We start from the raw sequence: 20,171 nt of genomic DNA on the forward strand, positions 1-20,171 counted from the left end.
TATGGCGAGATTAAACAATAAAACCGCGTTGGTAACCGCCGCCGGCCAAGGTATTGGCCGCGCTACCGCGCTGCAGTTTATGGCCGAGGGCGCACGGGTGATCGCCACCGACATCAACGGCGATGCGTTAGCAAACCTCGATTGCGAAACCCACCAGCTGGACGTGACCGATAGCGCTGCCGTAAGCGCGTTGGCTACCGAGCTTGGGGGAATAGATATTTTGTTTAACTGTGCCGGTTACGTACACTCGGGTAGTATTCTTGATTGCGAACCGGGCGAATGGCAGCGCTCGATTGATATCAATATCAACTCGATGTACTACACCATACGAGCGTTTTTGCCGGGCATGCGCAGTGCCGGCGGCGGCTCAATTATTAATATGTCATCGGTCGCCAGCTCTATCAAAGGCGCGCCCAACCGCTGCGCCTACGGCATGACAAAAGCGGCCGTAATTGGGCTGACTAAAGCTGTCGCCGCCGATTTTATAACCGAGGGTATTCGCGCTAACGCCATTTGCCCCGGCACCGTACAAACACCTTCGCTCGAGCAGCGCCTGGCCGCCACTGGCGATTACGACTCGGCCTACCAAGCTTTTGTGGCGCGCCAACCGATGGGGCGCATGGGCCGGGCCGAGGAGATTGCCAAGCTGGCTTTATACTTAGCGAGCGACGACAGTGCCTTTACCACCGGCACCATTAATATTATCGACGGCGGTTGGAGCAACTAACAGCCCGCGAAAATTTATCTATAAAGCAAGGTGTAATTATGAAATTATTGCGTTTTGGTGAGCCGGGAAAAGAGCGACCGGGATTACTCGATAGCCAACAACAAATTCGCGATTTATCCTCAGTGGTGAGCGATATCGATGGCGATAGTTTATCGCCCGATAGTATCGCCCGTATTAAAGCCTGTGATATTGCAACGCTGCCCGTGGTAAGCAACGCGCAGCGTATCGGCGCCTGTGTGAACCGTGTAGGTAAGTTTATTTGTATTGGCTTGAACTATGTCGATCACTGCGAGGAAACCGGCCAAGCAGTACCGGCAGAGCCGGTGGTTTTTATGAAAGCCACCAGCGCTATAACCGGCCCCAACGATGGCGTGGTAAAACCGCGTGGCTCAGATAAGCTCGATTGGGAAGTGGAGATGGGTATCGTGATTGGCCGCGAGGCCAGTTACGTGGACGAAGCCGATGCGGCTGAGTATATCGCCGGTTACTGTGTAGTGCACGATGTGTCCGAACGCAGCTTTCAGTTAGAGCGTGGTGGCCAGTGGGACAAAGGCAAAGGCTGCGATACCTTTGGGCCTATCGGCCCTTATTTAGTCACCGCTGATGAACTCGAAAATCCATTGGATTTAGGGATTTGGCTCAGTGTTAACGGTAAGATGTATCAAAACTCCAGCACTAAAAATATGGTGTTTGGACCGGCCAAGTTAGTGTCTTACTTGAGCCAGTTTATGAGCTTGCAGCCGGGTGATATTATCTCGACCGGTACACCGCCAGGTGTTGGCTTGGGGCAAACGCCCCCAGTGTATTTAAACGTAGGTGATAAAATTAGCTTGGGTGTGGCGGGGCTTGGCGAACAAACCCAAACGGTTTTGCCATCACCCTAGCGGTTGGCCGCGCTCTAAATAAAAGGTAGCAGCATGTTTAAAGCATTGCTAATAAGTGTGGCGACGTTGACCTTAACCGCCTGCTCTACAGTGAATCAAAACACTCAGCCGGATGCGCTGCACTTATTATCTGGCGATGATACGCGGCTAACACTATTTACCCACGATGAGCGCGAAACAATGGCATCGGGCGCATTGACGTTGGGCGATGACGCGCGCGCTATCAGCGTTAACAGGTCGCCCGCTGGTATCGAGGTAAGCTGGCACGATAGCTGGTGGACCGGGTTTGAAATTGAATTCTCAGCGCCGAAAAATTTGTCCGCTTACCGCCACGGTGCCTATGTGTTTGATTTAAACCTTGAGCAGTTTGACAACGCCGGCTTTGATTTTGCGCGTTTGTGTGGCGGAGGTTGCGAGCGCCGAGTATCGTTAACCGATCAAGTCGTGCCACTCATTAAGCAGGGGCCACAAACGGTGGCGGTGCCCATGTCGTGCCTTGTGCGCGAAAACGACACCTTGTTTGCCGAGCGCACCCCGTTGCGCTTTGCCACGGGTGGTGCCGGCCAGCTAACGCTGAGCGATGTGCGTATAGAGACGCGCACGCCTCAAGTCGATATCGTTTTTAATTGCCCCGACTACCAAACCGCATCGGTAACACCGGCGCCGTTGGCGGAGCACTGGGCCAAAAGCTGGTGGATACCGCGGCATGAGCAAAAATTAAAAGTCGCGTCCGCAAGCGATCCGCAGTTAGTGTTTATCGGCGACTCTATTACTCAGGGTTGGGAGGAGTCGGGCAAGCCCGTCTATCAGCAAGCCTTTGCCGAGTGGCCCAGTTTAAACTTAGGCTTTAGCGGCGATCGCACCGAGAACGTCCTATGGCGTTTACAACACGGTGAAGTGGCAGATATTGACCCCGAGCTGGTCGTACTAATGATCGGCACCAACAACACCGGTCATCGTCAAGATGAACCTATCGCCATCGCCCGTGGCGTCGAGCAAATCCTTACCGAGCTACAGCGCCGCTTGCCCGATACCAAAGTCCTCATGCTGGCGATATTCCCACGCGGCGCCACCGCCGATGATTACGCCCGACGCAACAACACGTTAGCCAATGCGCGGCTACGCAACTTCGCCGATGATGAGCGAGTGTTTTTTGTCGACCTTAACAGTGTGTTTTTGGATAAAGACGGCAATTTATCGGAAGAGATTATGCCCGATCTACTCCACCCCAACGAATACGGTTATCAGTTGTTGGCAAATGAGTTAATTCCGCTTATTCGGAAGCACATGGATCGGTAAACCCCTGCGCTAGCGCGATAACGCCAAAAAGGCGGCCAGATACAAAGTCTGGCCGCCTTTTTTGTTTCGGCTTCTCGCCGCCTCCTATACTGCTGCCCCGTGCATCGGCATCGGGCCGATGTAGCGCTGGCGCCTAAGGTGCCAATTCGGATAGAAGGGGCACACGGCCTGGTTAACTGTGAGGGGCGCAAAGTAATGGTGGTAATGCCTGATCCTGACGAATTCGGTAACACCGACTCAGCGCTAACGGCAGAGCCTGAATAGCCAGATTTAATAGCCGGCGATCATAATACCGGGGATCATGAAGACCCTTTGTACTCAGAGGCGGTGGTGTTCGTGCGAGAGAAGAACAGTGCAGCGATATCGTTAGTACAGCGTGGCCTTAGAATAGGCTAAAATCGCGCCGCGCGCATGATCGAACAGATGGAAGCCGACGGAGTTGTGTCGGCTATGAGTGATACCGGTACCCGAGAGATGTACCACAATGATTCGGCGGCTTAGCTGCCTACTATGTTAGTTTTCGTCCTTTGCCGCCTTCAGGCGATTTGTTTACTCTATGTAGGTCTCGAATGGCCTAATCGCTTCGTTAAACTTTCTGAGCCATTTATCGTGATAATCTTGGGATTTTGGTGTTTTTAGCGCCAGCCTATCGCTCATAGAGATGAGATTTTTCTTACATACTAGGGCGCCGGTGCTGTTAGATTGCAGAGCTAAGTTAAAGCACTCTAGATACTCTGTAATTCGATGCATGTAGTCTTCGAGTTCTTCTATATTCGTTGCTGTGGCTTGCCCCCAATGAACTCTAGCGAATGGTAGTTGTTTTTCTAGGCTGACCCAGGTTTCTTTAATTTTTATAATCTGATCTTCATGTTGTTTGATTACGTTCTCTTTATGTTCATCTGTGATTTTAAGGGATTCAAAAACTTTTTCTAAGTCAGAGTAGGTAATCAGTAGAGTAATCCACCAAGGTTTACTCATTCTCTCAATTTGGCGTTTGAAAGTATAAATATAGAGTGTTATGTCTTTCGCTATATCGTACTTATCCTTACCCTTATGCTCTTTAATCCACTTGTTGTAACTCAAAAGAGCCAGAGTAAACCCTCCTCCAGAGCTCAAAGTTAATACGATGTTTCTTATGGTTTCCCAAAACCCCGGCCAGTTTATAGAGCAAGCCCATTCGTAAAAAATCATCCTATTACCCTTAAGTTTTATATTTTCTTATATTTACGTTTCAAAATTCGTCTCCAGCTTAACTTTTCTGAAGTTTGGTTGTGGTTCAGAGGATCCACTGCTAGCTTCTCTATTTTTATTTTTTTTGCATTAAACTCTCTGATAAAGCCGGACATATAAGGTTCGTCAGGGAGTCTCCTTTTGTTGTAGTTGCACTTCATGGAAAATTTATTGTAAATAATTTCGTATTTTAAGGCCTTGTCGAATTCTTGTTTTTTTGGGTCTAAAATCACAAGTACGCGTCGATAAGTGTCAAACATTTCGTCTAAGGTTCTTAGGAGTTCTTCGTATAATGGCTTAATTTCTTTATTGATGGTGATGCTTGCATCAAAAACGTCTAAATGTGATTCCTCTTTTAATTTGTTATAAGCAGATATTTTGTCCTCAATGGTTTTGGATAATTCTTCGTAAAGGGGTGGGTTAAATGTGTATCTTCCGCTTTGGTTGTTTATCTTGTCAGGTATTGTTATATATTCTTCAAATTTATTTTCATCTTCTATTTGATCTATAAAGCTATTTAATTGAATGGCCATTGCTCTTGATTGTATTGGAGAATCCCGCTTGCCTTCTTCTGGGAACTTAAAGTTATTAAGACCTACGTAATGTGAAGATAAAGCAGTAGGGAACTCGGAAATCTTGTGAAGGATTATCAATATTTTTTTTGCCGAATCCAGCTTAGATTTTCCGTCGTGCTCTTCCCTCCAGGCGTCTAATCCCTTGTATGCAGCACGAGTGCCCAGTACCGCGCAAAGGGCAATAGCACAGCTAGCAGCCGTTTGTATTATGCCTGCCCAATTTTCTGCGAGCATCATGCCGTATGCAGCAATGTTAATTAATGCAGCAAAAGCTTCAAGTAAAAGAGTGAATAAATCCATATTTGTGTGCCTGTATAAGTGAATTCCTGTTCAGGTTATTAGGTCCATGCAATACCGTGGGCCACCCCAAGTACAATCTACCGGCTTATGGCTGGATATCTAGTTTGGCATTTTCGGAGGAACGCGTCCTTGATGCAACCCCACGCCAGGTGATGAAGACTTTGCTGAAATGGTGAGCAAGGGCTGCTTTAAGACGATCAGCGCAAGCTTTAACGGGCCCAGTAGAGATACCACCATGACGCCTGAAGAAATCGCACAGCGTGAGAAAGACCTTAAAGCGCGTGAAGAAAGCTAGCGCACAAGAGGCAGATAAGGGCCAAATCTAAACTTTACGCATTGAATATGGCGTACCCTCTGTCGAGCACGTATCCTAGTATCCAACTTTTGGATGTCCCGAAAACATTTCCGAAGATACAGCGGGTACACTAGTACCGTAAAATAAAAACACGGCCCGCCCATGGCCCAATAAAGCTCTGGAGATAATAAAAACATGTCTGTTACCTATTTACTCTCGATGACCGTCGCCAGCATTGCCTTGCTGCTGTTTTTGATTATTGTTTTACGCTTGCAGGCTTTTGTCGCTCTGTTACTGGTGAGTATGGCGGTGGCCATCGCCGGTGGTGTGCCTTTGGCGGAGGTGACCAGTGTTATTCAACAGGGTATGGGCGGTACTCTGGGCTATATTGCCATTGTGATTGGCTTGGGGACCATGATTGGTGAGATTTTGCAGGTCTCGGGTGGGGCGCAGCAAATTGCCAATACCCTGACTCGGAAGGCCGGTACCGAGCGAGCGCCCTGGGCGCTGATGGCGCTGGGGCTGATTGTGGCGATACCGGTGTTCTTTGAGGTCGCGCTGATCCTGTTTATCCCGCTGGTTTACAGCTTGGCTCGGCGCACGGGTAAATCTTTGTTGTTATACGGCATTCCGCTGGTGGCGGGTATTGCGGTGGCTCACTCGTTTATTCCGCCCACGCCGGGGCCAGTGGCGGTAGCCTCTCTGTTGGGCGCGGATCTGGGCTGGGTGATACTGATTGGTCTGATGGCGGGCATTCCCGCTGCGATTGTCGGCGGTATTGTGTTTGGGCGTTTTATCGGTGGGCGCATCCACGTGCCTTTGCCCGAGTTTGCCCAGGATCACCTCGATTCACAGAACCAACCTGACAGGCCCCAGCCGGGCTTTGCGCTGGTGTTGAGTATTATTTTGGTGCCACTTGCCATGATTTTGCTTAACACCGCCTCCAAGGTTTGGCTGGCCGAGGAGCATCCGTTGGTGGACGTTATGGCTTTTGTCGGCCACCCTTTTACGGCTTTACTGACGGCGACTTTGTTGGCGTTCTATTTTTTAGGTACACGGCTGGGTTTTAGTCGCGACGAGATTCAGCGCGTTGCCACCCGCTCTATGGAGCCGGTGGGTATGATCATTTTGCTTACCGGCGCCGGCGGGGTGTTTGGCAAAGTACTGATTACTGCCGGAGTGGGCGATGCGCTGGTAGAGGCGATGAGCGGCTCTAACCTGCCAGTGGTGCTGTTTGCCTTTTTGATTGCCACGGTGGTTCGGGTTTCGCAGGGCTCGGCAACCGTCTCGATGGTAACCGCTGCTGGATTGATCGCCCCGCTGGTGCAGGCCGGTAGTTATTCCGAGCCGGTGGTAGCTTGTGTGGTGATCGCCATTGCCTGCGGGGCGACGGTGTTATCCCACGTTAACGATTCAGGTTTCTGGCTGGTAAAACAATATATGGGTCTGACCGAGAAGCAAACGCTGGCCTCCTGGACTGTACTGGAAACCATTTTGGGTTTGGTAGGTGTTACCGTGGTGCTAGTGCTGAGTTTTTTGCTGTAGGCGGCTCGTACCATAAATACGGCTACCCTCACAAAAAAGGCGACCTTAATAAGTGGGTCGCCTTTTTTGTGAGGGTGAGTAATAGGGTTTTATTCCGCCGCGTTAGTTATCGCCTCAATCAGCTCTGGATAAACTTGCTCACCGGTTGCCCGATTAAACAGCCCCATGCTGTGGTTACCAGTCACGCCGTTGTCCCAGTACACGGGAACGATTTGATGAGCGAGGGCCGACTCGGTTACCGCTTTGTTCCATTCGATACGGTAAGCCTCGTGGCCGGTGATTTGCTCGCGGCGGATGGCGCCGTACTCGCCCAGAATAACGCCAATGCCATTGGCGACGAATTTATCCTGCATCTTTTGCATTTGCGCGTTAAGAAAATCCTCGTGCGCCCAGCTCTCGGCTTTGGCCGGATCAGTGGCCGTGCTGCCCCATTGGGTGATAGTGCTATCTTCATTTAAGGTGAAGTTAAACGGGTCGTAGTAGTGCACTTCCATCAGCAGCTTATCGTGGGTTGGGTCGGTTGGCATAACGGCAAAGTTTACCGTGTGGTCGATGTTGGTATTAAAGCCCTGCACGACTAAAAAGCGCGAGGCATTGTTGCCGCCGGTAGCGCGGACGGTGTCGACAAACACTTGGTTAAAGCCATTTTGCACGGTGTAGTACTCCTCAGTTGGAGTGCCGTAATCGCCCTCTACCAGGACCTCGTTGGTGCCGGCAAAGAGTAGACGTTTGTCGTAGTCGTTAAAGCGGTTGGCAATCTGGGCCCACATGATGGCAAGTCGCTCATTGACGTACTCTTGCTCGGCGTAGGTCGGTTGCATCCAGCCGCCGTCCCAGTGAATGTTAAGCAGTACGTACATATCGGCATTGAGGGCGTAGTTAACCACCTCTTCTACTCGGTCCATCCAGTTTGGTTCAATAATAAAGTTGGCTTCATCTGAGAACCGGCTCCAGGCGACGGGTAGGCGGATAGTATCGAAGCCGGCAGCCTTTACCGCGTTTATCAGCTTTTGCGATGCCTCGGGGTTACCCCAGGCGGTTTCGCTGCCAATGGCTTCGAGTGTGTTGCCGAGGTTCCAGCCTGCGCCCATTTTTTGGGTGAGTGCGACGCTGGTGAGAGAGGCGTTAGCGTCTGAGCTAGAGGAGTCATCTGATGAGGCGATTGAGCTGGCTGACTCGGAGCTGGCAACGGTAGATGATTCTGAGCTGGCGCTTGCGGCGGGTTCTGCGCTGGAACTGAAGCCATTGTTGGCAGGATTTGAGGTGCCGCCGCTACTGCCACAAGCCGTGCAGACCAAGGTTAAGGTAAGTGCGATAAGTAAGGTAGGTGTTTTCAATGGGGCTCTCGCTATTGTGATCAGTTGTTTTTATATTTAAATTGTATTTTATACTAGAAAGTAGCTTTGAGGGCAATATTGCCGGTCGCTTTTCATTGAATAAGCCACTTTGATAGCAGAGGCGGTTGATGCCGGCCCGGCTTTTACCATAATGGTGGAGGCCATTGTGGTGTGGGCTCACGTATGCTGTGTTCGGCCGGTGGTGGTATTCGTCAATGCGATACTATTACGCAGCTTACTGGGCTAGTGTCGTACGATTGGCGTTGAGTTGTCGTAACCAAAACCTGTTAGTTCGGGTGATGATGGGCTCACATCAATCGCTACAGGGAAAAGAGCCTGGAGAAAATGATAAATAAAGATCTGATCAAAAAACTTCGCAACAATCGGTCTTGGTCACAAGATCAGCTCGCCGCTGTCTCAGGGCTTAGCTTACGTACGGTGCAAAGAATAGAGAACGAAGGTAGCTGTTCTTTGGAGTCCAAAAAGGCTCTAGCCGCCGTTTTTGCCATTAGCGCCAGCAGCTTGGATGTAGATACCACGGCGGCCGAGGTGCTGGCCTTGCAGCAGCGGGGGCGGAATTACGGGCTAGCGGGCGCTGGCGTAGGGCTTGTGTGTGCCTATATTGGGATTACGGTAGCTTTTGTCTCGGGCGATATAACCGCTAGCCTGGCAGGATTATATTATGGCGGCAGCGCTGCCTTTTGTGGTTTTTGTTGCGCAGCAATTGGCGTGTTTGCCAATAGACGTGAGCAAAAGGAAGTTACGATTTAGCAGCGCCACCCGCAGAAGGCCAGGCTTGCCCTCTGCGGGTGGCGTTATCATTGGTGCCGAACGGTATCGGATAGTTTGCTATTCCATATAGTTTAGGCACGTGTGTACTTCATTGGTTGAGCCGGCAATAACGGGCACCTTTTGGTGCAGCGACGTTGGTACGATGCTTAATAAAGAGGTGCGTTCATCAAAGGCACTGCCGCCACAGTTTTCAATAATTAGCGCCATCGGGCTGGCCTCGTAAATAAGCCGAAGTTTGCCCGATATTACCTTTTCTCTTTTATCTGATGGATACAAAAATATTCCACCACGACAAATCACGCGGTGAATATCCGCCACCATCGCACCAGTCCAGCGCATGTTGTACGATTTTTGCCGAGGGCCGCCGCTGCCATCCAATAAGTGCTGTACGTAGTTGCCAAATTCACGTTTCCAATAACGGGTATTCGCCATGTTAAGGGAAAACTCAGAGGTTTGTTTAGCGATGGTGACCTTTGCATCGGTCAGCATAAACATGTTGGCCTCGGCTTGTAAGGTAAAGATATAAGTGCCTTTGCCAAAGGTAATTACCAGTTGCGTCGCCGGGCCGTAAAGCACGTACCCGGCACACAATTGATGGTTGCCACTTTGTAAAAACGAGGCCTCTGGGTGGCCGTCATTCAGCGCAGGTAAAATCGAGAAGATAGTTCCCACAGCGCCGTTCACATCGATGTTAGTTGAGCCGTCCAGCGGGTCAAAGGCGACCGCATAGGCGCCCGCGGGAGCGGCCGTAACGACGTTATTCTCCTCCTCAGAGGCGATAAATTTCACCGATTTATTCAGGCGCAATTTATCTTTTAAGATCTGGTTGCTCAGCACATCCAGCTGTTTTTGCGTCTCGCCAGAGCTGTTTTGTTGATCTACCGAGCCGGTAAGCCCCTCAATAGTGCTGTGAGACAAAATCCCTGAGATATCCACGCAGGCGGCGATGATATCTTTTACGACGGATGCCAAATCCAGCTCTATGGCACTGGAGAGTAAGAAATTCTCAAAGCTTTTAAAATGTAGACTATTCATAGCGATTGCAGCAATTAAGGTCAGAGAAGGTAGTTTTTAAGCGATCGATCATAGAAACCTCGGCTTTGCGTAGCCATACCCGAGGGTCGTAAAACTTTTTATTGGGCTTGTGCGAGCCCTCGGGATTACCGATTTGCGCTTTAAGATAACCCGCGTTTTCACTGTAGTAATTAAATACCCCTTGCCAGCTTGCCCACTGGGTATCGGTATCGATATTCATTTTTACGACGCCATAGCTAATGGCCTCTTGAATATCCGCTAACGAAGAGCCAGAGCCACCGTGAAAAACGTATCGCAGCGGGGGATTAATGGCAGTACCTTGCAGATCGCGTAAATAATCGCGTGAATTTTTCAGTATCTCGGGTTGCAGTTGCACGTTGCCGGGCATATACACGCCGTGAACGTTACCGAATGCGGCCGCGATATTAACGTTAGGGCCAATGCTCGATAACACATGGTAGGCCTGTGCGACTTCATCGGGTTGCGTGTAGAGTTGGCTGCTGTCCATATCGCTATTGTCGACGCCATCTTCTTCACCGCCGGTACACCCCAGCTCGATCTCGATACCCATGCCTAAGGTGTGCAGTTTTTTGTAGTACTGCGCCGAGGTGGTAATGTTCTCGGCCAACGGCTCTTCCGATAGATCAAGCATGTGCGAGCTAAATAAAGTGCGGCCGGTAGCGGTCAAACTTTTCTGGTTAGCATCGATAAGCCCGTCAATCCAAGGCAGCAATTTTTTAGCGGCGTGATCGGTATGCAATATAACGGGAACGCCGTAAAATTTTGCTGCGATATCAATATAAGCTGCGGCCGCGATAGAGCCACGCACCGAGTTCTCTATAGCATCGGCGCCCACGCCTTTGCCAATAAAGAATGCCGCACCGCCGTTAGAGAGCTGAATAATAACCGGCGAATTTACCGCTTTAGCGCACTCGAGGACGGCATTAACCGAATTGGTGCCAACCACGTTAACCGCGGGCAGGGCATAACCACGGGTTAACGCGTCATTGTAAATGCTGTCGGCATCAGCACCACTGACAACGCCAGGTTTTATGTTTTTTACTGCTGTGTTCATAGCTACTCCGTGATAGTTATTTTAATTCGCATTGTGTGCAGATCTGCAAAAAATGCGCTGGATCCAAACTGGCGCCGCCTACCAGCAGGCCGTCAATATCCGCTTTATCCAAAAGTTCACAGGCGTTCTCGCGGCTAACGCTGCCGCCGTAGAGAATTCTGGTTCTCTGCGCAAAGTCATTGCCGAACTTTTCGGTAATACACTCACGAATAAATTTATGCACGCTTTGCGCTTCGTCGGGTACTGCTGACTTTCCTGTGCCTATCGCCCAGATTGGCTCGTAGGCAACGCATAGCTCGCCGGTGGTTGTGTCTATCGCGTTTAATCCTTCGTCTAATTGCCGAAAGATAATGTCTTTGGTGATTCCCGCATCTTTTTCTTCTAAGTTTTCACCTATACAAAGCACGGGTATTAAACCGTGGGTCAGTGCATTTTTAACTTTGATGTTGCAGCTGATGTTGTTCTCGCGAAACATTTGGCGCCGCTCGCTGTGGCCAATAAGGCAAAGGGAGCAGCCAACTTTTTTTAGCATCTCGGCAGAGGTTTCTCCGGTATAAGCGCCGGATTCAAACTTGCTCACGTTTTGGCTGCCGATTTTTACCTCGGAGTGGTGCAGCAAGCTGAGCATGTCCCTTATATAGATGTAGGGTGGACAGACGGCGATATCAGTATCAAATTCTTTGCCTACCAATGACGCAATTGAGTTACACATAAGATCAATACCGCCGTTGAGTTTCCAGTTGGCGATGATTAATGATCGGCGAGGCGTGGTAGAGCTGTCTTGATTGGTCACTGAATATCTATCCCAAAGATTAACGATGTTATTGCCCGGTCTTGGCTGGCAACCGGTCGTACAGTATCTGAGCAAATCATAGAGTAAAAATATTGGTAAGACAACCCTACCAGTTTTCAGTAGAGGTCATTCTGGCGGATAAAGTTGTCGCTATAGTGAGCGATAAGCATGTTTTTTATACAAAAAATGCCGTATTTAAGGGGGCGCTTAGGCAGGGATGATGGCGGTTAGGGGCGCTATCAGCTCGCAAGAGCAGGACGATTTGTTGTAAACAGTGCTCTGTCTAGGTATATTGGCAAGGTGGTAATACCATTTATTGGGCGATACGACGTCACTTGCCGTGCTTGCGCCTTTGCGAATTTGGAGTAATCAGTGAATACACCCTTAGTCTTAAATGAAGATCGGTTGTTTCCGACTGAACCGGGCGAGCGCGCTATTGCCCGCGAGCTGTACAACAGCGTCTATAACCTGCCTATTATTAGCCCTCACGGTCACACCGATCCTAGCTGGTTTTCGGGCAATGCTAATTTCTCGAATCCTACCGAGCTGCTCGTTAGACCGGATCATTACGTGTTTCGCATGCTTTACAGTCAGGGTGTGGATTTGGCCGAGCTGGGAATAGGCCGAGCCGGCAAGGCGGTAGACCCTCGCGAGGCATGGCGCCTGTTTGCCAGCCACTATTATTTGTTTCGGGCAACCCCTAGCCGTACGTGGTTGGATTATGTATTCAAAAATGTCTTTGCGCTGGACGTCGTACTGTCGGACAAAACCTCCGATTTGTACTACGACACAATTTTAGAGTGCTTGGCGCAAGACAGCTTTAAGCCGCGTCAGCTGTTTGATCGGTTTAATATTGAGTTGTTGGCGACCACTGAGTCGCCACTAGACTCGCTTGAGCATCATCGCACCATTGCCGAGTCGGAGTGGGGTGGCCGAGTGATTACCGCCTTTCGGCCAGACAATGTGGTCGATCCCGAGCACGCAGGCTTTAACGATAATATTGATCAGCTAGAAAGTCTTACCGGTGAAAGTGTATCGAGCTATAGCGGTTATCTAAATTCGCTGCGAGTCAGACGCGAGTTCTTTAAGCAGCACGGCGCTACCTCAAGCGATCATGGGCACCCGACGCCAGCCACGGCCGATTTATCCGAACAAGAGGCTGCGGCACTTTACGCTAAGGTGCGTTCGGGTGATTTTAGCGCCGCAGAGGCGGAGTTGTTTCGGGCGCAAATGCTGACCGAGATGGCAAAAATGAGTATTGATGATGGATTGGTGATGCAAATTCATCCGGGCAGTTTTAGAAACCATAACCAATCTGTGTATGAAAACTTTGGTCGCGACAAAGGTGCGGATATTCCGGTAAAAGCCGAATTTGTGAATAACCTTAGGCCGCTGTTATCGACGTTAGGTAACCACAAAAACTTAGAGATCATTTTGTTTACGTTGGATGAAACTAACTACGCACGTGAGATTGCGCCGTTGGTCGGTCACTACCCGAGCCTTAAAGCGGGCCCCGCTTGGTGGTTTCATGATAGCCCCGAGGGAATGAAGCGGTTTCGCGAACAAATGACCGAAACCGCAGGCTTTTATAATACCGTCGGCTTTAACGATGATACCCGGGCGTTTTTATCGATTCCGGCGCGGCACGATGTGGCCCGGCGCTGCGACTGTGCCTTTTTAGCCGGATTAGTTAAAACCGGGCGCCTGAGTTTGCAAGACGCGCACGAGGCGGCTGTTGATCTAACCTACAACTTAGCGAAAAAGGCGTACCATTTATGAAACCACAAAAGCCTTTAAATCTCGTGAACTTTGCAGAAGCTAAACCGAACTTTACGAGCTTGCCACGGGATAAAAAAACCTCAGATCATAAAATTGTGCATATTGGTATTGGGGCTTTTAGTCGAGCTCACCAAGCACTGTATACCCAGGTTGCCAATGAAAAAGCCGACAGTGATTGGTCGATTGTCGGGGTTAGCTTACGCAGTCCCGGCGTGCGCAATATCTTAAAGAAACAGGATTATCTGTATACGATAATGGAGCGCTCTTTGACCGAGAAAAACGTGCGCTGCATCACCTGCCTAGAGAACATTTTAGTGGGTAGCGAAGACGCTGGCAGCGTGATTGAGCAAATAGCGAGTGAGTCGGCCAAGATTGTCACCATTACGGTGACGGAGAAAGGCTATTGTCAGAAAAACCAGCGTTTAGACGAGTTAAACCCCGATGTGATGGCCGATATTCGGTCGGGCGAAGCCACTACTATGCCGGCGTATTTAGCCCATGCGTTGCAAAAGCGTAGCAATAAGGGGTTGGGCGGTTTAACCATTATTAGCTGCGATAACTTGCCCGATAATGGCGAGATTCTTAAAAACGTTGTCAAAGATTTTGCCGATAATCTTGACGTTGATTTGCGAGACTGGATTGACGATAACGTGAAGTTTTGCTCCACCATGGTAGATAGAATAGTGCCTGCCGCCACAGAGCAAGTCATCGATACGGTCTCGGAGGCGGTAGGGCTGATCGATGACGGCGCGCTTTTGTGTGAGCCCTATCGGCAATGGGTTATCGAAGATAATTTTGTGGGGTCAAGGCCCGCCTGGGAGTTGGCCGGCGCACTATTGGTGGCCGATGTTTCGGTCTATGAAAAGCTCAAACTGCGTATGCTTAATGGCAGCCACTCGTCTATCGCCTATATTGGGTCGCTGCTGGGGGATGAGTATATTCACGAAACGGTTTCCAGATCGGTGGTGCAAGAGTTTATCGAGCGGCTAATGCGCGATGAGCAAAGCCAGTCGCTTACGGTGCCCGATGGAATTAATGTGCTCGAGTACAGCAAGGCGATTGTCGAGCGCTTTACCAATAAACACGTGCCCTACCGCAATGCTCAAGTGGCTACCGATGGCTCGTTAAAGTTGCCGCAGCGGTTGCTCTTCGCGGCGATTGACCTGCGGAAAAAAGGTTTAACCCCAAACCTGATCGCGCTGTCTGTTGCGGCCTGGATTCGCTACCTGGTGGGCTACCAGCAAAGCAGCGCTTATCCGGTGAGTGATCCGAACTTAGCAGGGCTGGCGAGTATTATGGCCGCGAACGCAGACGATGACGTTCAGCTGGTAAAAAGCCTGATGGCTGAGTCTGGGGTGTTTCCTGAGGAGCTTCAAGACGATGTGATGTTCGAGTGCTTGCTGATCAAGCACGTAAAAAATATCGCATCAATGGGCATAGATAAAGCAATTGCCGAGGCGGTTACGGGTTAAGTTTAGTGGCTTTGCGTTAAGGCTTAAGTGGTGGCAGACCGGCCAAACTAATTTGGCCGGTCAAAGTAGGTTGAGGCCGCTTCAGAGGCGTTGTCGATGTGTACTCGCATGGCGTTGCGGGCTTTTTCTGGGTTGCGTTGTTCTAGTGCTTCGACAATGCGTTTGTGATCTTCTATCGAAGGGTGCACGCCTTCTTGCCTTAAGCGCTCGAGAAACGCCGTGCTCAGCTCGGATTCGTTGCGCAGCTCCCACAGCCAATCAACTACGGCCGATATCGCACTGTTTTGGCTCGCATCGGCAATAATTTTGTGGAAAGTCCAGTCGGCTTTTTCAGAGGCGTCTTCGTGCTTTTCCTCTTCGGCCATGTCTCGCACTGCTGTTTTAAGCTGGGCGATTTGCTCGTCTGTAATCCGCGCGGCCGCTAAGGCGCAGGCTTCCGCTTCCAGAATGTAGCGAATTTCCAGAATTTCAAAAGGGCCAACACCTTTATCGCCAGTGTCTAGCTTGGGCTTTTTGTTAGAGACATAAATACCAGAGCCGGTGCGAATTTCGATAATGCCGGATAGCTCCATGGCAATCATCGCCTCGCGAATCGTCGGGCGGCTAACGCCCAGCTTTTCTGCAAGGTCACGCTCGGGCGGGAATTTATCCCCAGGCTTGAGAGTGCCGTCTTTAACCAAGCCAGAAAGCTGCTCGGCCACTTTGATATACAAACGGTCTGTTTTAATCGTGCGAAATTCCACTGTACGAACCCACTGAAAATTTGGGAGAAGCCTGCTGCCAGGCATCCGATAATCGCCATGAACCGAAAGCTCAGTGCCTGGCGAAGCTGGTTATGATTTGTAGCATATATTAACCAAGTTACCGCAATCATTGAACCTGTTTGACCAAAATTAAAGCCTTGTTTTTGTTTTTGTATGTTTGTATCGTATCATGGTAAGGTGGCATTACCAATTGTGGCCAATGAACAAGTGGCGAGCGTGAAATAACGTGATGAAAAATAAAATAGTGACCTTTGGCGAATGCATGCTGGAGCTATCTCAGCTTAACCTCAGTGATTACCGCCTCGCCTATGGCGGCGATACGCTAAACGCGGCCGTGTATATGGCTCGTGCAGGAGCAGACGTGCGCTATCTAACCGCGCTAGGCACTGATCAATACAGCGACTATCTGCTCGATTGTTGGCGCCGTGAAGGTGTCGATACGAGTTTGGTGACCCGTTTTGAGGGTAAGGTGCCCGGGCTATACGTCATTAATACCGATGATCATGGCGAGCGCAGCTTTGAGTACTGGCGCTCGGCGGCACCGGTTAAAGACCTTATCCAACTAAAACCTGAGCTGTTTGCCGAGATGGGTGACGTTGATATGTTTTACCTCAGCGGGATTACTCTGTCGCTGTTTGGTGAATACGATCGCGCCAAAATATACAACTTCTTACGCGAGTTTCGCGCAGGCGGCGGATTAGTAGCTTTCGATACTAATTATCGCGCAAAGGGCTGGGAATCTCCTTCACGGGCGAGAGAGGCCATTACGGCGCTTTTGTCGATGGTCGATATTGCTCTACCCAGTCTGGATGATGAGCAAGCGTTATTTGGATTTTCCAACCTAGATGAGTGTGTCGCGCACTATCGTCAATTGGGCGTAAACGAAGTCGTTATTAAAGACGGCAAGAATGGCTGCTATTCGCTTATTGCTGGCGAGCTTTCGCACCATCCGTTAAAAACCGTAGTAAAGCCGGTTGATACAACCTCGGCAGGGGATTCCTTTAATGGTGCCTACCTGGCGGCTAAGTCAATGGGTAAGCCTGTGGCGGACTCTATCGCTGCGGGTCAGGCTTGTGCGGCTTACGTGATACAGCAGCCTGGCGCCATAGTCGCACGAGAAAACATTAAACACTGAGATAAAACTTGTGAAAACTATAATGATAAAATTAGCGCTATTGGCGTTTACGGTTGTGGCGCTCGCATCCTGCAGTAAAAGCCACGATGTCCGTGTTCTAAAACTAGCCCATGGTTTGGATGCGAAACATCCGGTACACCTCTCGATGGTGTACTTTGCCGAGCAGCTGGAGAAATACTCCGGCGGTGAGATGCAGGTACAAATATACCCGTCGGGCCAGTTGGGTAGTGAACGTGAGCTAATCGAGCTGATTCAGATTGGCAGTATCGATTTCACCAAAGTATCGGCCAGCTCTCTAGAGCCCTTTATTCCTAAAATGAAGATATTCAGCGCGCCATACTTGTTTCGCGATGGCGAACATTTATGGAAAGTGCTCAATGGGCCAATCGGTAAAGAACTGCTAGATTCGGGCACGCCCTACCGAATACAAGGGCTGGGCTATTACGACGCGGGAAGTCGTAGCTTTTACACCACTAAAAATCCTGTCGAGTCGCCCGCAGATTTAAAAGGCATGAAAATCCGGGTGATGAACAGTCCGTCGGCCGTGGCCATGGTAAAAAGCATGGGCGGCGCACCTACGCCGATATCCTGGGGCGAGCTTTACACCTCTCTGCAGCAAGGTGTGGTTGATGGGGCAGAAAACAACCTTCCCAGTTTCTATCTCTCAAAGCACTATGAAGTCGCCAAGTACTTAATTCTTGATGAGCATACATCCATACCCGATGTGGTGATTACGGGTACAAAAAGCTGGGGCCGACTTAACGATCAACAGCGCGAATGGGTTGCTAAGGCGATGAGTGACTCGGTTTCTTATGAGCGAAAACTTTGGCACAAGGTAAGTCAGGAGTCTTTGGCGGCAGTTCGAGAAGCCGGTGTAAAAGTAATCGAGGCCGATAAAAGTGCGTTTGTCGAGAGTGTTAAGCCGATTCACGAGGCGATTGAAAGCTCCGAGTATGGCAAACTGTTTAACAACATACGAGAGGTTCGCTAATGTCTCTAGCTAAGGTGTGTAATCGGGTAGATTACTTTTTAGAGGTGTTTACCAGTGCGCTTATGGTTGGTCTGGTTCTAGATGTGACATGGCAGGTGGTTACCAGATTTTTTACCGACAATCCAAGCTCTTTTACAGAAGAGTTAGCTCGCTTCTTTCTTATCTGGATAGCATTTCTTGGTGCGGCTCATGTTTTTAGAAAGGGTGCTCACCTTGGGTTGGATTATTTTGTCGAAAAATTTTCGCCAGACGCCCAGAATAAAATTGTAAAAACCATTCTAGTGTTTGTCGTGATATTTAGCGTTTGCATACTGCTGATCGGTGGCAGTTCTCTGGCGTATCTTGCCTGGGATCTGGACCAGTCCTCTGCATCTTTGGGGTTGCCTATCAGTATTGTCTACCTTGCAATTCCCGTAAGTGGCGTATTGTTTCTTTTGTTTTCAGCCGAATCCTTTAAAAACTACTCTAATATTTAGTGGAAGGCCCATGGATATATCCGTTGTTATTCTAATCGCAAGCTTTGTCGCGCTACTGCTGCTTAACGTACCAATAGGCATTGCTATTGCGCTGTCGGGATTTTTCTCGCTGTTGTTAAGTTTGGACTTTGTCTCAACCACAACCACCATGGCGCAGCGCATGTCGGCTGGGGTTGACAGCTTTGCACTGTTGGCGATTCCCTTTTTTATCTTGTCTGGTTTTCTAATGGGGCAAGGTGGTATTGCTCATCGGCTTATTGAATTTGCTAAAATTTTAGTGGGGCGTTTGCCTGGCGGTTTGGCTTTTGTAAATATCTTATCTTGTACACTATTTGGCGCTATTTCGGGGTCGGCTGTTGCGGCCACTTCTGCCATCGGTGGTTTTGTTATACCGGAGATGGAAAAAGACGGTTATAGTCGGGAGTTCTCTACTGCCGTAACGGTAACGGCCTCCACCACGGGTATGTTGATCCCGCCCAGTAATATTCTTATTGTGTATTCTCTGGCCAGTGGCGGCGTGTCTATTGCGGCCTTGTTTTTGGCCGGCTATCTTCCGGGCCTGCTCGTTGCCTTGTGTTTAATGATTGCAAGCGCAATTTACGCTAAAGCCAAAGGCTATGGTATCGCCTCGGAAAAACAGTCGGGCGAGCTGCTTAAAAAGACGCTCGATGCGATCCCGAGTTTATTTCTAGTATTATTGGTTATTGGCGGTATTGTATCTGGCTATTTCACGCCAACGGAAGCGGGCGCCATTGCCGTTCTTTACTCGTTTGTGTTGTCTACTCTGATTTACAAAGAAGTAAAAATAAAAGACCTATCAGGCGTTTTGAATAAGTCTGTTTGTACGACGGCTATCGTTATGTTGCTTATTGCGGCCTCGTCAGCGATGTCTTGGGTTTTGTCGTATGAGAATATTCCGCAATCTATTAGCGACTTCTTTTTGAGCTTTAGCAACAACCCTATTATTGTTCTGCTAATGATCAATATCTTGCTGCTGCTGGTAGGTACGTTTTTGGATATGACACCAGCGGTGTTAATTTTCACTCCAATATTCTTGCCAATTGTAGAGGCATTAGGCATCTCGCCAATTCACTTTGGCATTATTATGATTCTAAACTTATCTATTGGTTTATGTACTCCACCGGTGGGTAGCGTACTGTTTGTGGGCTGTAGTATTGGTAAAACGTCATTGGCGAAAGTGATACCGCCGCTCCTACCGTTGTATTTAGCTATGTTTATCGCACTGTTGATTATTATTTGTGTGCCCGCATTGTCGACTTGGTTGCCTATGGTGTTTGGCCTGTAATTTTTTCTTGTTTTTACTGAGGTTAGTTTTCGCCTAGAATGCGCAAGCGTGTAAATCATCGCTCACAGAGCTGAAGTACTGTCTCTTTATCGTGGTACTCTGGCTTTGTGAGGCGGTCGACATTTCTGTGATTTAGCGAAATAACCTATGCATACGTATTCAAGAAATACGTTGCAACGCTCGCTTCTAAGTGTGACATCGTCTATTAATGTATCATTGGTTATAATTTTATTGTCATGCCTATGATTTTCATCACTTTTTATTAGCTGTTAACATTCAATATAAAAAAAATAATAAAATAGCCGACGCGGTATAGGTGTTTTTGTGCGGTTAATCCTTGAATTACCTCTCTTCTGAATAC

General features: G+C 49.3%; 18 protein-coding genes and 1 pseudogene. 12 read left to right on the top strand and 7 right to left on the bottom strand.

Annotated elements, in window-relative coordinates; all coding sequences use genetic code 11:
* Position 1: 1 nt before the first annotated feature.
* The 4 genes and pseudogenes from AACY82_RS13410 (at position 2) to AACY82_RS13425 (ending at position 3,411) form a co-directional block, all read left to right on the top strand.
* Entirely contained in the window at positions 2 to 727 is a 726-nt protein-coding gene (locus AACY82_RS13410; protein WP_339617346.1) for an SDR family oxidoreductase, read from the top strand.
* Positions 728 to 765: 38 nt separating this feature from the next.
* Positions 766 to 1,611, top strand: a complete 846-nt coding sequence (locus AACY82_RS13415; RefSeq protein ID WP_339617347.1) for a fumarylacetoacetate hydrolase family protein — start codon at positions 766 to 768, stop codon at positions 1,609 to 1,611.
* Positions 1,612 to 1,644: 33 nt separating this feature from the next.
* Positions 1,645 to 2,910 (top strand): GDSL-type esterase/lipase family protein, encoded by a 1,266-nt coding sequence (locus AACY82_RS13420; RefSeq protein ID WP_339617348.1) that lies wholly within the window; start codon positions 1,645 to 1,647, stop codon positions 2,908 to 2,910.
* A 312-nt stretch (positions 2,911 to 3,222) separates the two neighbouring features.
* Positions 3,223 to 3,411, top strand: a pseudogene (locus AACY82_RS13425) (DNA translocase FtsK).
* A gap of 48 nt (positions 3,412 to 3,459) precedes the next feature.
* Here AACY82_RS13425 and AACY82_RS13430 read toward each other — a convergent pair.
* Positions 3,460 to 4,101 (bottom strand): hypothetical protein, encoded by a 642-nt coding sequence (locus AACY82_RS13430; protein ID WP_339617349.1) that lies wholly within the window; start codon positions 4,099 to 4,101, stop codon positions 3,460 to 3,462.
* A gap of 17 nt (positions 4,102 to 4,118) precedes the next feature.
* Positions 4,119 to 5,015 carry a hypothetical protein gene (locus AACY82_RS13435; RefSeq protein WP_339617350.1) on the bottom strand — a complete coding sequence of 299 codons (897 nt, stop codon included), beginning with the start codon at positions 5,013 to 5,015 and terminating at the stop codon, positions 4,119 to 4,121.
* A gap of 490 nt (positions 5,016 to 5,505) precedes the next feature.
* Between AACY82_RS13435 and AACY82_RS13440 the strand changes: the two genes are divergently transcribed.
* On the top strand, positions 5,506 to 6,855 hold the full coding sequence (locus AACY82_RS13440) for a gluconate:H+ symporter (protein WP_339617351.1): 1,350 nt from the start codon (positions 5,506 to 5,508) through the stop codon (positions 6,853 to 6,855).
* Between the two features lie 89 nt (positions 6,856 to 6,944).
* Here the strand turns inward: AACY82_RS13440 and AACY82_RS13445 are convergent, their stop codons facing one another.
* Positions 6,945 to 8,192 carry a glycoside hydrolase family 5 protein gene (locus AACY82_RS13445; RefSeq protein ID WP_339617352.1) on the bottom strand — a complete coding sequence of 416 codons (1,248 nt, stop codon included), beginning with the start codon at positions 8,190 to 8,192 and terminating at the stop codon, positions 6,945 to 6,947.
* Positions 8,193 to 8,537: 345 nt separating this feature from the next.
* On the opposite strand from AACY82_RS13445, the gene AACY82_RS13450 reads away from it, so the two are divergent.
* Positions 8,538 to 8,963 (top strand): helix-turn-helix transcriptional regulator, encoded by a 426-nt coding sequence (locus AACY82_RS13450; RefSeq protein ID WP_339617353.1) that lies wholly within the window; start codon positions 8,538 to 8,540, stop codon positions 8,961 to 8,963.
* Between the two features lie 78 nt (positions 8,964 to 9,041).
* Here the strand turns inward: AACY82_RS13450 and AACY82_RS13455 are convergent, their stop codons facing one another.
* Genes AACY82_RS13455 through tpiA form a run of 3 tightly spaced genes read right to left on the bottom strand, consistent with a single transcriptional unit; the run spans position 9,042 to position 11,887 of the window.
* Positions 9,042 to 10,019, bottom strand: coding sequence for a class 1 fructose-bisphosphatase (locus tag AACY82_RS13455; RefSeq protein ID WP_339617354.1), 978 nt, complete (start codon positions 10,017 to 10,019; stop codon positions 9,042 to 9,044).
* Entirely contained in the window at positions 10,012 to 11,094 is a 1,083-nt protein-coding gene (gene fbaA, locus AACY82_RS13460; protein WP_339617355.1) for a class II fructose-bisphosphate aldolase, read from the bottom strand. Before fbaA ends, AACY82_RS13455 begins: the two co-directional genes overlap by 8 nt.
* A gap of 16 nt (positions 11,095 to 11,110) precedes the next feature.
* Positions 11,111 to 11,887 carry a triose-phosphate isomerase gene (tpiA, locus tag AACY82_RS13465; protein WP_339617356.1) on the bottom strand — a complete coding sequence of 259 codons (777 nt, stop codon included), beginning with the start codon at positions 11,885 to 11,887 and terminating at the stop codon, positions 11,111 to 11,113.
* A gap of 372 nt (positions 11,888 to 12,259) precedes the next feature.
* Between tpiA and uxaC the strand changes: the two genes are divergently transcribed.
* Both uxaC and AACY82_RS13475 read left to right on the top strand, forming a co-directional pair.
* Positions 12,260 to 13,666, top strand: coding sequence for a glucuronate isomerase (gene uxaC / locus AACY82_RS13470; protein WP_339617357.1), 1,407 nt, complete (start codon positions 12,260 to 12,262; stop codon positions 13,664 to 13,666).
* On the top strand, positions 13,663 to 15,138 hold the full coding sequence (locus AACY82_RS13475; protein WP_339617358.1) for a mannitol dehydrogenase family protein: 1,476 nt from the start codon (positions 13,663 to 13,665) through the stop codon (positions 15,136 to 15,138). Before uxaC ends, AACY82_RS13475 begins: the two co-directional genes overlap by 4 nt.
* Before the next feature lie 47 nt (positions 15,139 to 15,185).
* On the opposite strand, the gene AACY82_RS13480 is transcribed toward AACY82_RS13475, so the two are convergent.
* Positions 15,186 to 15,881 carry a FadR/GntR family transcriptional regulator gene (locus AACY82_RS13480; protein WP_339617359.1) on the bottom strand — a complete coding sequence of 232 codons (696 nt, stop codon included), beginning with the start codon at positions 15,879 to 15,881 and terminating at the stop codon, positions 15,186 to 15,188.
* Between the two features lie 250 nt (positions 15,882 to 16,131).
* On the opposite strand from AACY82_RS13480, the gene AACY82_RS13485 reads away from it, so the two are divergent.
* Genes AACY82_RS13485 through AACY82_RS13500 form a run of 4 tightly spaced genes read left to right on the top strand, consistent with a single transcriptional unit; the run spans position 16,132 to position 19,810 of the window.
* Positions 16,132 to 17,037 (top strand): sugar kinase, encoded by a 906-nt coding sequence (locus AACY82_RS13485; protein ID WP_339617360.1) that lies wholly within the window; start codon positions 16,132 to 16,134, stop codon positions 17,035 to 17,037.
* A gap of 22 nt (positions 17,038 to 17,059) precedes the next feature.
* On the top strand, positions 17,060 to 18,028 hold the full coding sequence (locus AACY82_RS13490; protein WP_339617361.1) for a TRAP transporter substrate-binding protein: 969 nt from the start codon (positions 17,060 to 17,062) through the stop codon (positions 18,026 to 18,028).
* On the top strand, positions 18,028 to 18,504 hold the full coding sequence (locus AACY82_RS13495) for a TRAP transporter small permease (RefSeq protein WP_339617362.1): 477 nt from the start codon (positions 18,028 to 18,030) through the stop codon (positions 18,502 to 18,504). Before AACY82_RS13490 ends, AACY82_RS13495 begins: the two co-directional genes overlap by 1 nt.
* Positions 18,505 to 18,514: 10 nt before the next feature.
* The gene (locus AACY82_RS13500; protein ID WP_339617363.1) at positions 18,515 to 19,810 is read left to right on the top strand and encodes a TRAP transporter large permease; all 1,296 of its coding nucleotides are present in this window, start codon (positions 18,515 to 18,517) and stop codon (positions 19,808 to 19,810) included.
* Positions 19,811 to 20,171 lie beyond the last annotated feature (361 nt).

Source organism: uncultured Gilvimarinus sp., assembly GCF_963972205.1.
Classification (GTDB): Bacteria; Pseudomonadota; Gammaproteobacteria; order Pseudomonadales; family Cellvibrionaceae; genus Gilvimarinus; species Gilvimarinus japonicus.

Coding starts and splice junctions, on each gene's coding strand:
- AACY82_RS13485 (WP_339617360.1), top strand. CDS start 16,132: ATGAAAAATAAAATAGTGACCTTTGGCGAATGCATGCTGGAGCTATCT.
- AACY82_RS13440 (WP_339617351.1), top strand. CDS start 5,506: ATGTCTGTTACCTATTTACTCTCGATGACCGTCGCCAGCATTGCCTTG.
- AACY82_RS13455 (WP_339617354.1), bottom strand. CDS start 10,019: ATGAATAGTCTACATTTTAAAAGCTTTGAGAATTTCTTACTCTCCAGT.
- AACY82_RS13415 (WP_339617347.1), top strand. CDS start 766: ATGAAATTATTGCGTTTTGGTGAGCCGGGAAAAGAGCGACCGGGATTA.
- AACY82_RS13430 (WP_339617349.1), bottom strand. CDS start 4,101: ATGATTTTTTACGAATGGGCTTGCTCTATAAACTGGCCGGGGTTTTGG.
- AACY82_RS13410 (WP_339617346.1), top strand. CDS start 2: ATGGCGAGATTAAACAATAAAACCGCGTTGGTAACCGCCGCCGGCCAA.
- AACY82_RS13500 (WP_339617363.1), top strand. CDS start 18,515: ATGGATATATCCGTTGTTATTCTAATCGCAAGCTTTGTCGCGCTACTG.
- AACY82_RS13490 (WP_339617361.1), top strand. CDS start 17,060: ATGATAAAATTAGCGCTATTGGCGTTTACGGTTGTGGCGCTCGCATCC.
- AACY82_RS13495 (WP_339617362.1), top strand. CDS start 18,028: ATGTCTCTAGCTAAGGTGTGTAATCGGGTAGATTACTTTTTAGAGGTG.
- AACY82_RS13475 (WP_339617358.1), top strand. CDS start 13,663: ATGAAACCACAAAAGCCTTTAAATCTCGTGAACTTTGCAGAAGCTAAA.
- AACY82_RS13435 (WP_339617350.1), bottom strand. CDS start 5,015: ATGGATTTATTCACTCTTTTACTTGAAGCTTTTGCTGCATTAATTAAC.
- AACY82_RS13450 (WP_339617353.1), top strand. CDS start 8,538: ATGATAAATAAAGATCTGATCAAAAAACTTCGCAACAATCGGTCTTGG.
- fbaA (WP_339617355.1), bottom strand. CDS start 11,094: ATGAACACAGCAGTAAAAAACATAAAACCTGGCGTTGTCAGTGGTGCT.
- AACY82_RS13420 (WP_339617348.1), top strand. CDS start 1,645: ATGTTTAAAGCATTGCTAATAAGTGTGGCGACGTTGACCTTAACCGCC.